This is a genomic window from Devosia sp. Leaf64 (assembly GCF_001421945.1).
In the GTDB taxonomy this organism is placed as follows: Bacteria; Pseudomonadota; Alphaproteobacteria; order Rhizobiales; family Devosiaceae; genus Devosia.
Genome location: NZ_LMLO01000007.1, coordinates 1 through 14779, shown reverse-complemented (window position 1 = coordinate 14779; position 14779 = coordinate 1). Strand labels below are relative to the sequence as shown.

General features: G+C 61.0%; 12 protein-coding genes. 1 reads left to right on the top strand and 11 read right to left on the bottom strand.

Annotated elements, in window-relative coordinates; genetic code table 11:
• Positions 1-3 precede the first annotated feature (3 nt).
• The 11 genes from ASE94_RS04935 to ASE94_RS04885 form a co-directional block, all read right to left on the bottom strand.
• Positions 4-708 (bottom strand): ABC transporter ATP-binding protein, encoded by a 705-nt coding sequence (locus ASE94_RS04935; protein WP_061908233.1) that lies wholly within the window; start codon positions 706-708, stop codon positions 4-6.
• A complete protein-coding gene (locus ASE94_RS04930; protein ID WP_062629556.1) occupies positions 708-1490 on the bottom strand; it encodes an ABC transporter ATP-binding protein in 783 nt (260 codons plus the stop codon). Before ASE94_RS04930 ends, ASE94_RS04935 begins: the two co-directional genes overlap by 1 nt.
• A 156-nt stretch (positions 1491-1646) precedes the next feature.
• On the bottom strand, positions 1647-2030 hold the full coding sequence (locus tag ASE94_RS04925) for a methylglyoxal synthase (RefSeq protein WP_062629448.1): 384 nt from the start codon (positions 2028-2030) through the stop codon (positions 1647-1649).
• 57 nt (positions 2031-2087) lie between these two features.
• Complete coding sequence (locus tag ASE94_RS04920; protein WP_062629447.1) at positions 2088-3683, bottom strand: globin-coupled sensor protein; 1596 nt, start codon at positions 3681-3683, stop codon at positions 2088-2090.
• Between the two features lie 126 nt (positions 3684-3809).
• The gene (locus tag ASE94_RS04915) at positions 3810-5447 is read right to left on the bottom strand and encodes a methyl-accepting chemotaxis protein (protein ID WP_062629446.1); all 1638 of its coding nucleotides are present in this window, start codon (positions 5445-5447) and stop codon (positions 3810-3812) included.
• 565 nt (positions 5448-6012) lie between these two features.
• Positions 6013-8058 carry a methyl-accepting chemotaxis protein gene (locus ASE94_RS04910; RefSeq protein WP_062629445.1) on the bottom strand — a complete coding sequence of 682 codons (2046 nt, stop codon included), beginning with the start codon at positions 8056-8058 and terminating at the stop codon, positions 6013-6015.
• A gap of 146 nt (positions 8059-8204) precedes the next feature.
• Positions 8205-10712 (bottom strand): methyl-accepting chemotaxis protein, encoded by a 2508-nt coding sequence (locus tag ASE94_RS21445; protein ID WP_156351869.1) that lies wholly within the window; start codon positions 10710-10712, stop codon positions 8205-8207.
• A 224-nt stretch (positions 10713-10936) separates the two neighbouring features.
• Positions 10937-11326, bottom strand: a complete 390-nt coding sequence (locus ASE94_RS04900) for a response regulator (RefSeq protein WP_061908239.1) — start codon at positions 11324-11326, stop codon at positions 10937-10939.
• Positions 11327-11432: 106 nt separating this feature from the next.
• Complete coding sequence (locus ASE94_RS04895) at positions 11433-12479, bottom strand: chemotaxis response regulator protein-glutamate methylesterase (RefSeq protein WP_062629443.1); 1047 nt, start codon at positions 12477-12479, stop codon at positions 11433-11435.
• Positions 12476-13318 (bottom strand): protein-glutamate O-methyltransferase CheR, encoded by an 843-nt coding sequence (locus ASE94_RS04890; RefSeq protein WP_061908241.1) that lies wholly within the window; start codon positions 13316-13318, stop codon positions 12476-12478. Before ASE94_RS04890 ends, ASE94_RS04895 begins: the two co-directional genes overlap by 4 nt.
• A 229-nt stretch (positions 13319-13547) precedes the next feature.
• Complete coding sequence (locus tag ASE94_RS04885) at positions 13548-14138, bottom strand: hypothetical protein (RefSeq protein WP_061908242.1); 591 nt, start codon at positions 14136-14138, stop codon at positions 13548-13550.
• 163 nt (positions 14139-14301) lie between these two features.
• Here ASE94_RS04885 and ASE94_RS04880 point away from each other — a divergent pair, with 163 nt between their 5' ends.
• Positions 14302-14655, top strand: coding sequence for a hypothetical protein (locus tag ASE94_RS04880; protein ID WP_061908243.1), 354 nt, complete (start codon positions 14302-14304; stop codon positions 14653-14655).
• Positions 14656-14779 lie beyond the last annotated feature (124 nt).

Here is a 14779-nt window from a genome sequence, read left to right as displayed (position 1 = left end):
GGCTCAGCCCCCGAGGAAAGACTTGGCGACTTCCGGGTCGGCGATCAGCTCCGCCCCAGTGCCGGTGAAGCGGTTCTGGCCGCTGGCGAGGACAAAGCCCTTGGACGCGAAAGCCAGCGCCTGACGGGCATTTTGTTCGACCATGAGAATGCCGACGCCTTCTTTGTTGACGCGCTGGATGGTCTCGAAAATCTCGATCACATAGCGCGGCGAAAGCCCTGCCGAAGGCTCGTCGAGCATGAGAAGGCTCGGCTTGCTCATCAGCGCACGGCCCATGGCCACCATCTGCCGCTGCCCGCCCGAAAGCTCACCCGCCGGCTGCCGCCGCTTTTCGCGCAGCACGGGGAACATCTCGTAGACCCATTCCATCGTGCCGGAAAAATCGTCGGGACGCGTAAAGGCACCCATTTCGAGATTTTCCTCGACGGTCATCGAGGTAAAGACGTTCTTTTCCTGCGGCACGAAGCTCAGGCCCTTGGGCACGAGCTTGTCCGGGAGCGAATTGGCGATGTTTTCGCCACCAAACTCGATGGTCCCGCCGGTGACTTTCAGCAGCCCGAAAATGGCCTTCAGCGTCGTCGACTTGCCGGCCCCATTGGGGCCGACGATGACCCCGATATCGGTCTTCTCGATGGCCATATTGACGCCATTGAGGATCGGCGCGCCGCCATAGCCGCCGACGACGTGCTTCAGTTCAATCAAAGGCATCAAACGGCCTCCACTGGAGTGCCGAAATAGGCTTCGACGATTTGCGGATTGGCGCGGATTTCGGCCATCGGGCCTTCGGCGATCTTCTCGCCTTGCGCCATGACGATAACGGGGTCGCAGAGCCGGCCGATCAGGTCCATGTCATGCTCGATGACAAAGAACGTATAGCCAAGCTCGCGATTCATCCGCTCGATGTTCGAAGCCAAATCGTTGAGGAGGCTCTTGTTGACGCCTGCCGCGACTTCGTCGAGCAGCACGACCTTGGCGTCGACCATCATGGTGCGCCCAAGCTCAAGCAGCTTCTTCTGCCCACCGGAGAGATTGCCGGCAAGCTCATTGCGCACATGACCGAGCTTCAAGAAATCGATGACATCGAGCGCCTTCTTGCGCACCCCAGTCTCGCGGCTTCTAACGAGTCCCGGCCGAAACCAAGTATCGAGCAAATGCTCGCCCGGCTGGTCGCCCGGCACCATCATCAGGTTCTCGAGCGCGGTCATCTGGCTGAATTCATGCGCAATCTGGAAGGTGCGCAACATGCCGATGCGGAAAAGCTGGTATGGCTTCATACCAGTGACATCTGCACCATCGAAGATCACCTGCCCGCTATCAGGCACGATATTGCCGGCGACCATATTGAAGAGGGTCGATTTGCCCGCGCCATTGGGGCCGATCAGCCCGGTGATCGATCCGCGCCGGACCGAAAGCGAGCAATCGTTGACGGCCAAAAGGCCGCCAAATCGTTTTGTGACGTTGCGAACGTCAATCACCAAGTCGGTGGTCACCAAGCGGCCCCGAATGTTCCTGAAATGCCATGCCTGCCCAGTTCAATCCGGGCAAATTTGCGGCATCTGTTCACAAGAGGGCCGGGCGGTCAACGCATTGCAGCCGGCGCGCGGGACAAAAAACCGCCAGCAGCGCGATTTTCCCGTGGGAACGCTTTATTCCGAATCCGTTCGGTCCGGCAGGAAGGCCAGAACCGCGTCTGCCGTCGAGCGATTATTGGCGAGCGGCACATCGTAAAGCGTCGCCAATCGCGTCAGCGCCTTGACGTCGACGTCATGGGGCTGGGCCGACATGGGATCGATGAAGAAGATCAGCATGTCGAGCTTGCCTTCGCAGATCATCGCGCCAAGCTGTTGATCCCCGCCGAGCGGACCGCTTTTGAGAAGGGTAACGGTCATCCCCGTTGCCGCCATGACGCGGCTGCCGGTCGTGCCAGTGCCCCAGAGCTGATGCTGGCTGAGCTTGGCCTTGTGCCGTTCGGCCCAGGCGCAAAGATCGTCCTTTTTATCGTCATGCGCCACAAGGCCGATATGCGCCATGGTCCGTCTCCCCGTTCGCCGTCTTCAAGCACGGCGAACGAGACGGCGCAATGCCGGTCAGAACGCCTCCCAGTCATTGGCGATGGCCGCATTGCCCGCGACACGCGGCGCCGGCCGGCGCTGCGGCGCAGACCGATACTGCGAACCACTCGAACTGTCGTCGATGCGAAACACCTCGACGATTCTGTCGAGTTCGGCCGCCTGGCCTTCGGTTTGCTCGATGGCAGCGTTGGTTTCTTCGACGAGCGCGGCATTGTGCTGGGTCATCTCGTCCATCTGCCGCACGGCAATCGTCACCTCTTCAAGCGAAGAGGACTGCGAGCGATTGGCCTGCGCAATGGTGTCGATCAGCGTCGCGCTTTCCTGTGCCCCGGCCAGAATATCGAGCAACATTTCCGCCGCTCGCGCCACAAGCTGGGTGCCGCCGCGCACTTCGGCCGCCGAGGTTTCGATCAGCTGTTTGACCTCGGACGACGCATTGGCCGCGCTTTGCGCCAGGCGCCGCACTTCGACGGCTACCACCGCAAAGCCCTTGCCTGCTTCCCCCGCCCGCGCCGCTTCCACCGAAGCGTTCAAGGCCAGAAGATTGGTCTGGAAGGCGATATCGTCGATCATGCCGATGATATTGGAAATCTTGGACGACGAGGCTTCGATGGCGCCCATTGCCGTATTGGCTTCGTTCATCACCTGGCCGCCGGTCGTCGCGCTTTCCGAGACGCTGCGCGCCTTTTCGCTGGCCGTTGCGGCGCGTTTTGCGTTTTCGACCACAGCGGAGGAAAGCTGCTCGATCGCTGCCGTCGTCTCTTCGATCGTCGCCGCCTGCCGCGTCGTGCGCTCGGCGAGATCATTGGCGCCGGTCAGGATTTCGCTGGTCGCCGTCTTGAGCTGGCGCGAGGTGCCCTGCAATTGCGTAACGATCGAGGTCAGCCGCTCGGCCACCGCATTGGTGTCGAGCTTGATCTGGTCAAATTCCGGATCGAGGTTCTGCGTCACACGGCTGCGAAGATCTCCGCGCGCCACGTCTTGCAACACCGATCCGGTCGCGGCGACCGCTGCCTGAATGCTGGCCTTGGCCGCATCGTCGGCCGCCCGCGCATCGCTGTTGAGCTTTTCGAAATAGGCGGAAACGCCGATATCGATGTCGAGCATCACCGCCTTAAGGACAGCAACGAGCGAAGCGGTCATCGCCTCGACATCCTGCATGACGTCCTTGGGGTCGCGCGCCACCTTGCGCCCGAAGGCGCCCTTGGTCGGCTCCAGCGCCGCCGCCATCGTGTCGCGCACGATCCCACTCACCAGCGTCTCGACGATGAGACTATAGCCCCCGATATGCCAGCGCGGCTCGAGCCCGATCTGAGCATGGCGCAGGCCGACCTTGGTGCTTGATTCGAAATAGGCCTGATCCAGCTTGCCGTCGGCGATCGAATTCCAATGTCCGGTCTGCTTGCCCTGTGCCCGGTTCATCTGCCCCTTACCGTCGAAGAATTTCGTAACGGCCGGCACAGTGGAGAGATGGGCGTAAAACCGGTCGAGCGCCTCGCCGAGATGGGTATCGATCAGCGGGCGAATGCGGGCGATGCCAGCAAGGGCTTCTTTATCGAGCTTGACGAAATCAAGACGGGATTGGAGGGAATCGTTCGGATTGGTGGACATGGATCAGCCTGCGACTCGTGCATCAGAAAGTTCGATTTGAACCGCGCACAAGTTCCCAAGCTTGATCACGATCATTCACCGAACCTTATGTCAGTTATGGTAAATTTGGAGTTGATGCGGCCCTCCTTAGGCCGCATAAGCTTCCTTGCGAGGAGCCCGGCTTTCCTGCCGGAACACATCGACAATGCCGTCGAGCTTGGCCGCCTGTTCCTCGGTTTGTTCGATGGCGGCATTGGTCTCTTCCACCAGCGCCGCATTGTGCTGGGTGATTTCGTCCATCTGCCGGATCGCCATGGCGACCTCATCTAGCGCGCCCGATTGTTCGCTGCTGGCCTTGGCCATGGCCTCGATCAGCCCAAAGCTGTCCTCGGCCCCGCGCAAGATGTCCTCCAACTTGCGCGCCGCCTGCGCCACGAGTTGCGCCCCGGTCCGCACTTCCCCCGCGCTAGCTTCGATCAGCGCCTTGACGTCCGACGAGGCCTGCGCCGCGCTCTGCGCCAGGCGCCGCACTTCGACGGCGACCACGGCAAAGCCCTTGCCCGCATCCCCGGCCCGGGCCGCTTCCACCGAAGCATTGAGCGCAAGAAGATTGGTCTGGAAAGCGATGTCGTCGATCAGCCCGATAATATTGGAGATCTTGCCCGACGAGGCTTCGATCGCCGTCATCGCGCCGGTCGCTTCGCCCATAACGGTGCCGCCATTGGTCGCGTCCTGTGCCAAAACGCGGGCCTTTTCGCTCGCCGTTGCCGCGCGCCGCGCATTCTCGGCTACTGTCGTCGCCAATTGCTCGACCGCTGCCGAGGTCTCTTCAATAGTAGCCGCCTGCCGCGTCGTGCGCTGGGAAAGATCGTTGGCACCGGTCAGGATTTCAGCGGTCGCGGTTTTCAACGACCGCGAGGTGCTGCGCAGATTGCCGACAATGCCCTCGAGCTGGGTCAGCGATTGATTGAAGGCCTGCCGCAGCTCTTCATATTGCCCGGTAAAACTGGTCTCGATGCGCCCACCCAAATCCCCGTTCGCCATGCGTGCAAGGCTTTCAGTAAGAAGCTTGATGATCCCCTCGGCGCGCTTGCGCTCAGTGATGTCGGTCGCAAACTTGATGACCTTTACCACCTTGCCGGCGGCGTCGAAGATCGGATTGTAGCTGGCCTGGATCCAGATTTCCTTGCCGCCTTTGCCGAAGCGCTGAAACTCGGCCGAGACATATTCCCCGGCGCCAAGCCGCTGCCAGAAATTACGATAGTCCGAAGTCGAGACGAATTTGGGGTCGCAGAACATCGAATGGTGCCGGCCCTTGATGTCCTCGAGCCGATAGCCAACCGTCGACAGGAAATTCTCATTGGCCTCGATGATGGTGCCATCGAGATTAAAGGCGATCACAGCCTGCACGCGCGAAATCGCCGCGATCTGCGCCTCGTGATCCGCCGCCACCCGCATCTGTTCGGTCACGTCGGTCGCGAACTTGATCACCTTGACGGGCTTCCCCGACCGGTCGAACACCGGATTGTAGCTCGCCTGGATCCAGATCTCGCGCCCACCCTTGGCAAGCCGGCGATAGGCTGCCGACTGATAGGTGCCGCTGCGCAGCGCCGCCCAAAACGCCTTGTAGTCAGCGCTCGCCGCAAAAGCGGGATCGCAGAACATCGAGTGGTGCTTGCCCGAGATTTCCTCGAGCTGGTAGCCCATCGCGCTGAGGAAATTGTCGTTGGCCGTGATGATGGTACCATCCAGCGTGAATTCGATGATTGCCTGGCTGCGGGACAAAGCCGCACTTTTCGCTTCCAGGTCTCGGATAGAAGCACTCTGACCAAAACCCAGAGTTCTCATGATTAGCCCCATTGTCCGGGGTGACAGCCGCTTTGTCCCCCTGAGACAAAATTGCGCCCGCCTGGTTAAAAAATCCTTTCACACCAATGGAATGGTTTTCCGGATGCAATGCTCCGGCGAGCAATGAAAACATTCCTCGCAGAAACACGTAGAAAAATCCGAAAACGACAATAAAAACTCTGTAGAATTACGGAGATTGATTTTGTCAGTATAGAACAATATTCGCTTTTTGCGCGCACAGCGGGGCGACAACGCATCCGAACAAGCGGCCGTTCTGAAAATGGTGCGGAGGTGATGCTGGGACGCATGCTCCACCGGAGGTCATAGCGGCCGTTGGAGGAATACCCTGTTCGATCAGGGAAATCGCTGCCAGCCGTCCAAATCTGCGTCCAAGCACAGGATGCCGCATCACGGTTAATCCGGCGTAAACAGCTATGACACTGTCATCAATAGAAAAACGGCGCCCCGGAGGACGCCGTCTGCATGGAACTACTAACCGGGATCAGAACTCGTCCCAATCCGTCGAGATCGCTGCATTGCCCTGTGTGCGGAACGCTGGCGCAGGGGCACGCATCGGCGCCGGACGCGTAGCGGCCACGGTCCGGGACGCCGGCCTGCCATCGATCTTGAAGATATCAACGATCCGGTCGAGCTCCGTCGCCTGCGCTTCGGTTTGTTCGATCGCGGCATTGGTTTCTTCCACCAGCGCCGCATTGTGCTGGGTCATTTCATCCATCTGCCTGACCGCGGCGGTGATCTCTTCGATCGCGCCCGCCTGATCTCGGCTTTCGCGCGCAATGGCTTCGAGAGAGCTCGTATTCTCACGGATAGCGCCCAGCACCGACGTCAGCTTGCTCGCTGCCTCTTCGACCAGTTTCGATCCCGTCGCAACCTCGCTGCCGCTCTGTTCGATCAAGACCTTCACTTCCGACGATGCCTGCGCCGCGCTTTGCGCCAGGCGCCGCACTTCGACGGCCACCACGGCAAAACCCTTGCCGGCATCGCCTGCCCGCGCCGCTTCCACCGAGGCATTGAGCGCGAGGAGATTGGTCTGGAACGCGATATCGTCGATCATGCCGATGATGTTGGAGATCTTCGACGAGGATTGGGTAATCCGCTCCATCGCCTGCGTCGCGTCCTGCATCGCCGCGCCGCCATCTTCCGCCGTTCGCGTCACCTGCGCTGCATTGGCGCTAGCGTCCTTGGCCCGCGCTGCGTTTTCCAACACCGTCGTCGCCAATTGCTCCATGGCGGCCGATGTCTCTTCGATCGTCGCCGCTTGGCGCGTCGTGCGCTCGGAGAGATCATTGGCGCCGGAGAGAATTTCGCCGGTTGCGGTCTTGAGTGTCCCCGACGTGCTGCGCAATTGCCCCACCACATCGCTCAACCGATCGGCCACGGCATTGACGTCTGTCTTGAGCCGCGCGAAAGCGCCTTCGAAATCGCCCTCCATGCGCTGCGTCAGGTCGGTATTGGCGAGCGCCGCGAGTACCGTCCCGGTCTCGCCCACGCCCCGATCGACCGTATCGACAAGGCCATTGACCGAACGCGCCAGCGAATTGAGTTCGTCATCCGGGAATTCGGCATGCACGCGCCGCGAAAAGTCGCCTGAAATGGCGGCATCGACCACATCGCCAAAGGCGCGCTGCAGCTCCGTCATCATCTGCTGGCGCTCTGCCTGATCGGCAATGATGCGCGCAGCTTCCGCCTCGGTCATCTGGCTGACGCGCAGCCCATTTTCACGGAACACTTCCACCGCCCGCGCCATGGCGCCGATTTCGTTGCGTCGCGCCAGGTAGGGCACATCGGTCTCGAACTGCCCCTCGGCGATCGCCTCCATGGTCTCGGCAAGGCGCGGCACGGGCTTGGTCAATTGCCGAGCAACGAGAATGGTCAGCGACCCCATGACGACAAGCAAAATGCCGCCCATCATCAGCATGCCGGGCACGGCGTCCTGCGCTGCCGCACCCGCGGCCGTCAGATCCGCGCCGACCCAGAATGCGCCAAGAAGCGTATTGTCGAGCTTGAGCACAGGATAGAACCCGCCCCAATAAGTCGTCCCGAGTATCTCGACCGAGCCCTCATAAGGCTGGGACTGCGCCAGCGCTGCTGCCGCTGCACTTTGTGGATCGAGCGCGAACTCAACCGCCCGCTCCTCGCCCTCGCCCGGAAAGCTCGTCGTTTTGGCCATGAACTGGCCCTTCGCCGGATCGAGCGCAAAGATTGCGGCCTGACCGCCGGTGACGCGGGTTACCGAGTCTATGGTGCTGTTGTCGTAAAAGCGCGGGATCGAATAGGTCTGGAAGGCGCCGATGCTGTTGTCGTCGCTCCAGGTGATGATCGAACTCGCCAGCCGCTTTTCGAGAATCGTCGCGGCAGTCTTGAGGTCAGTGCGCTGCTGCATCTGTGCCTGGCTTACCGCCTGGCTCTCCAGGCCCAGATAATTGCTCACGGAAAAGGCCGTGATCGTGATCAGGATACTGGTCAGCACCAGGCCCGCGATCGCGGCCGTGAGCTTGATGCTGCCGAATATTGAAAATGCCTTCATGAATCCCCCCATGGCACCCAAGCGGACGCCACCTCAAATTTCCTCGGGCGCAATCCTAGGAAATTACGGGTTAATGCGGGGTTTCTTGTATGGTAGCGGAGAGGCAAAAGGGGCGATACCGCCCCTTTTTATTTCACATCAGGCCTTTAGAACTCGCTCCAGTCATCCGCCTTCACCGCGGCATTGCCGTGGCTGAGATAGCTCTTGGCCACCGACTTGAGCTTTTGCTGCAGGCCGCGCACGCCGTCTGCCGGCGCTTCGACCCGCGCGGGAGCCGCAGACCGTCCACCGCTCGTATTGAAAATATCGACAATACCATCGAGCTTGGTGGCCTGGGCCTCCGTCTGCTCGATCGCTGCGTTCATCTCCTCGACGAGAGCCGCATTGTGCTGGGTCATCTCGTCCATCTGCCGGACGGCCGTATTGACCTCCTCGATGGACGAAGCCTGCTCGCGGCTTTCCCGCGCAATGCCGGTCATCAGCGTATTGGACGAACGCGCGGCTTCCAGCATGGCATGGAGCTTGGCCGCGGCATCGTCGACGAGGCGCGTCCCGCCTTTGACTTCGCTGGCGCTCTGCTCGATCAACTGCTTCACATCGGCCGAAGCGCTTGCCGCACTTTGCGCGAGGCGCCGCACTTCGACGGCAACCACCGCAAAGCCCTTGCCCGCCTCGCCCGCCCGCGCCGCTTCCACCGAAGCATTGAGCGCAAGAAGGTTGGTCTGGAAGGCGATGTCATCGATCATGCCAATGATATTGGAGATCTTCGAGGACGACTGCGTGATCCGCGCCATGGCCTCGGTGGCTTCGGCCATCACCTGGCCGCCCACTTCCGCCGAGCGCGTCACATCGGCCGCGACAGCGCTGGCTTCCTGCGCGCGCTGCGCATTCTGCAGCACCGTTGCAGCCAATTGCTCCATCGTCGCCGAGGTTTCCTCGATCGTCGCCGCCTGCTTGGTGGTACGTTCCGAAAGGTCGTTGGCACCGGAAAGGATTTCGCCCGTCGCGGTCTTGAGCGTGGTCGAGGTCTCGCGCAATTCGCCGACCACATCGGTCAGGCGATCGGCAACCGCATTGACGTCCGACTTGAGGCGCGCAAAGGCACCCTGATAGTCGCCCTCCATCCGGCGGCTAAGATCGGTATTGGCAAGGGCCGAAAGGACGATGCCGGTTTCTCCGACACCGCGATCGACAGTCCCGACGAGACCATTGACCGAGCGCGCCAAGGCATTGAGTTCCTCATCGGGGAATTCCGCATCCACCCGGCGCGAAAAATCGCCGGCGATGGCCGCATCCACCACCGCGCCAAACGAGCGCTGCAGATCCTGCATCATCGTCGCGCGTTCCGCCTGTCCGCGAATGATCGAAGCGGCCTCGGCTTCCGTCATTTCTGCGATCCGGACGCCATTCTGGCGGAACACTTCGACCGCCCGCGCCATGGCGCCGATTTCGTCGTGACGCTTGCCGCCTTCGACGCTGACCGAAAGATCCCCCTCGGCGAGACTTTCCATCGTATCGGTCAGGCGCGAAATCGGCCGGCTGATCGAGCGGGCAAAAAAGAAGCCCCCAACCGCCGCGATCGCAAGCAGCAACCCGCCGACAAGAAGCGTCATGTTGCGCATATCGACCACGGCCGCATAGGCTTCAGCCTCCGGCTGCACAGCCGTCACCGCCCAGGTCACCCCGGAAACCGTTACCGGCGCCGCGCGTACCACCATGGTCGCGCCGCGATAATCCGTGCTCGTGCCTTCTCCGGTTGCGCCAGAGAACGCGCCCGCCACCACATCGGAGGTCAGTGTCGTCGTCAGCACGTCCGGCTCATTGGTGCGCGGCGATTCGCTGCGCAACAAACCGTCCTGCCCCACAAGCACCACTTCGCCGGTCTGCCCAAGCCCCGAAAGGCTCGAAATCCGCGCACTCAGCGTCGCCGGCGAAATGGACAGCACCATCACGCCGGTTGCCTCGTCCTTTTCATAGACGGGCATGGCCATAAAGCTCTGCGGCGTGCCGGTCGGACCATATTGGGTGTAGTCGACAAAGGCCGCCGACCCCTCCGGCAAATCCTTTGCCGCCGCAAAGACCTGGCCAAGGCCCGACGATGCCAGCGCCGGATCGTTCACGACGTTACCGGCAAAATCGGTGTTCTTGGCGACCGAATAAACGACATCACCCACCGGGCTGATCAGCAGGACGTCGGAATAAGCACGCTCGACCTTGAGCGTGCGGAAACCGGGATGGAAGCGCTTATGCGGCGCGTCATAGGTCGCGCCCTTGCCATTGGCGCTATCGAGCGCGGCGCGGTCCTCCTGGTTGGGATTGTCCGTGATATAGGCGGCCTGAAGCTGCAGCGCGGCCCGTTCCTTGAGCCCCATGCGCAATTCATCGAGCGCGCGCGTCAGATTCTTGGTCGCGGTCACCGTGTCCGAGCGCTGCACGAAAAGCTGCAGATCGACCTGCGCGCTCGAGAAATATTCGCTGACTTGGCTCGCGGCCGTCGAGAGCGCAGCCTCCATCGACTGGTCGCGCTGCTCGCGCACCGTTCCGAGCCCGATATTGTAGCTGGCAAGCCCGACGCCTGCGCTTACCAAAAGGGCCGAACCCACCAGAGCCAATGGCAACTTCTGCGCGATTCGCAGGTGTGGCAAGAATTTCACGATTTCCCCCCGATCCCGAATGGTCCCAACCACTCGGCCAGCCGTTCTCCGGACAGCGCTGCTGCGCCGCCCGGGCCGGACCAAATTAGATGGCTGCAATCGTTACATATCTAGGTTTAACCACTTATTACGCTTAGGCTTATCGCAGGTTTATGCCGCCAAAATGCGAGACGCCCGCAGAGGGCTCTGCGGGCGTCTTGATCAAATCTATTGGCAGAACTGACTTAGGTCAGCGCGCCGATCACCGCTTCGATACGTTTCTTCATGGTCGAAACGTCGAACGGCTTGATGATGTAGTTGTTCACCCCGGCCGAAATAGCTTCCTTGACCTGCTCGGCATCCGAGCGGCCCGTCGCCATGATGAACGGCATGGCCTGGGTCTTTGGATGCTTGCGGATCACCTTGAGCAAGGTAAGCCCATCGATGTCGTCCATGTTCCAGTCGGAAATGATCAGATCGATATTGGTGGTTTCGAGCTTGCCAAGGGCATCACGGCCGGATTTGGCCTCGGTGATTTCCTTGAAGCCGAGCTGATTGAGAATGTATTTGCAGATACCACGCATGGACTGCTGGTCATCAACGATCAAAACGCTGACAGCACTTGCTTTGGGCATGGACCTTCTAACCTCTTATGCGCCGGGCATGGTGTCCCGGTATTTCTCAGCATCCTAGGCAACAAGCGTTACAATTCTCTCAACCCGAGGGTTAAGCTTGTCGCGCTTACGCTGCCGAACGCAGGCGAACCAGCGCATTGGCCAGCTTTGCGGCAATTTGTTCGACCGCAGCCTGCTCCACTACCGCGCCTTCCTCGAAAGCAACGCGCGGCATGCCGTAAACCAGGGCCGAAGACTGGCTCTGACCCACCGTATAGGCGCCGGCATCGCGCATCAGCTTGAGCCCGCGCGCACCGTCCCGGCCCATGCCGGTCAGGATCGCGCCGACCGCCATCGAGCCGACGGATTTGGCGACCGATTCGAACAGCACATCGACACTCGGCCGGTGCCCGCTCGTCAGCTCATCCTGGCTGAGGCGGCACTTGAGCTGGCCCGAACTGCGCTCGACGCGCAGATGATAGTCGCCCTTGGCCACATAAGCATGGCCGCGCTCGAGCACCATGCGGTCCTCGGCTTCGACAACCTTGATGGCGCATAGCTCGTCGAGGCGCGCCGCAAACCGGCCAGTAAAGCCGGGCGGCATGTGCTGAGCGATGACGATCGGCGGGCAATCCTTGGGAATATTGGTCAGAACGGCGCGGATGGCTTCGACGCCACCAGTCGATGCGCCGATCGCGATCAGCGCGCCATCGGGCGCTGCTGCAGTCTTGACCCCGACATTGGGCATTTCGCCGCGCGCAGCGACACCGCGCACATTGGTCTTGGCCGCGTCGCGGATCTTATCGCGAAGGCCGGCGCCAAAAGCTTCGAGGCCTCCAGACAGATCGGTATTGGGCTTGGCGACGAAATCGACCGCGCCAAGTTCAAGCGCCAGCAGCGTTTCGCTCGCGCCCTTCTTGGTCAGCGTCGAGACCATGACGACCGGCATGGGCCGCAGCCGCATGATCTTTTCGAGGAAAGCCAGCCCGTTCATATTGGGCATTTCGATATCGAGCGTCAGCACATCGGGGTTGAGCTGCTTGATCTTCTCGCGCGCTTCGATGGGGTCCGTCGCCGTCCCGACCACCTGGATGTCGCCCTCACGCATCAGCATGCGTGTCAGGACTTCGCGGATGAGGGCCGAGTCGTCGACGACCAGAACCTTGATTGTCATGCTGCTTCTCGCTTCGCCTGCGCGCGGGACTGGTAGATGGTCTTGCCGACGAGACGGAACCCTTCGCCGCCAGACCCGAGATTTTCCGAGTGCCCGATGTAAAGGAAGGCCTCGGGCGCCAGGAGTTTGCCGAACCGGCCGAACACCATGCCCTGGGTCGGCTTGTCAAAGTAGATTGCCACATTGCGGCAGAAGATTGCGTCGAACGGGCCCTTCATCGGCCATTCGGTGATGAGGTTCAGCTGCTTGAACGAGACCAGTTCGCGCACCGCCTGCGGCACTTCCACCGTGCCGTCATTGCGGCGCTGGAACGGCCGCGAGCGCTCGGCGCTAAGCCCGGACAATTCGTTGTCGGGATAGATCCCGCGTGCCGCCTTGGCGATCACGGCGGTGTCGATGTCGGTGGCGAGGATCTTGAAATCCCAGCGCTTCAATTCGGGGAAGGCGCCAAGCAGGTCCATGCCGATCGTATAGGGCTCCTGCCCCGTCGAGCAGCCGGCCGACCAAATGCGCAGTTTTTGGCCGCGTGGCTTGCGGCTCATCAGCGCCTGGACATGGGTCCGCAGGTGTTCGAAATGATGATCTTCGCGATAAAAGCGCGTGAGATTGGTCGTGAGAGCATTGACGAAGTCCTGCCCCTCGACGCCCGACGCACCCTTTTCGAGATGGTCGACATAAGCGTCGAAACTATTGAGCCCGAGAGCGCGCACGATCTTTGAGAGGCGGGAAACGACGAGGGTCCGCTTGGCATCGCTCAGCGAAATGCCGGCGACCTTATAGACGCGATCCTTGATCCGCGAAAACTCGCGCTCGCTGAGGGAAATCTCTCCCTGATCCATGAAACATTCCCCGACTCGACGCGCTCGAAACAACCAAGGTGCCCAGGCTGCCGACGCGGATCATCCTGCTGGTCCCGCGCTTGGCGAGCAGAACCGATATTGGGGGTGTCATTCCTTAGATTGGGTAAATTCGCCTCGTGCCAGACGCCAATATTTGTCGATTGTGAACAAGGACAAAGAAAGCGTGTCAAATGCCGGCTGGCCCAAAAGCCAGCCAAGCAAAACGGGCTTAGAACAATTCGATATCGTCGACGGGCGGCGCCACGACGACGCGGCGCTTGGCCAGCGCGATTTCTTCGCGCGCAACATTGGCACCGACATCGCTGTCGAGCCGCTTGACGAAGGCGCGCCCCGAATGGGGCTTGAACAGCACGCGACGGGCAAAATTACCGCCCAGATCCTCGCTCGAGGCCATATAGCCTTCGTCGGACAGAAACTGCCGAACGAACTCGATGTTCTTGGCCCCGACATCATCGAGCGCGGAATTGATCTTGCCCCCGCCAAAGACCTTGATCTCGAGATTGCCCTTCTTGCCCGAGCCGACCGAGAGCACCTTGTTGATCAGCTGCTCCATGGCAAAGGCGCCATAGCGGGCCGAGGCGCCATAGCGATCCTTGGCAGAGCCGGATTGTTCGGCGAGGAGAAAGTGGTTCATGCCACCCACATTGGCGACGCGATCCCGCACGCAGGCGGAAATGCACGAGCCGAGCACGGTCGAAAAGGTGACGTCCTGAGCGGAGGAGACGTGGCAATCGCCCTGGTGGACCGTCGTTACAACGCCTCTGTCGAATTCGGGAGGCAGGGAACTGTTCTGGCCCATAGTCGAAGGTCTACCCGTGTCGTCTAATTGGTCGGACAATAGCGATAAGTCGTTAGCCAATTGCTAACCACGCTAAGCGCGCAACCCTCCTATGACTTGCGTCGGCAAGAACCGGTTTAGAAATACCGAGTTAGGTTGAACGTATCTATCGCGGGGTAAGTGTATGTCGCTGCAGAAATTGGCACGAGAGCTGGACGAAACGGCGCGTCAGTCGACCTCGCTGCTCGAAGGCATCACCGCGGCCCTCGAAGTGCTCTCCGATACGCCCCTGAGCCGTGACTCGTCCGTGCGCCAGGCCATGCAGATGATCATCACGGCGCTCCAGGGCCAAGACCGCATCGAACAGCGCTGCCGCAACATGGCGCTCGCCACCCGCCAGTTCTCGCTCCTCCCCCCAACCGCCCCCGAAAGCGTCTACGACGAAATCTGGCAGAGCCTCACCCTCGACGAACTCCGCGTCCCGTCGCTGTCAGGCATAGCGGCCAACCAAAACCACGGCGACATCGAGCTGTTCTAGGCGGAGACGAAGGGGCGACGGCTTCCGACCCCATTGCGGCCTTTGGCTGTTGAAGAGGATGTCCCTGGAAACGGACCTTCCACGTGACGCCGAGCGTTCGCCGCTCTAGTCTTTTCTCGTCTGA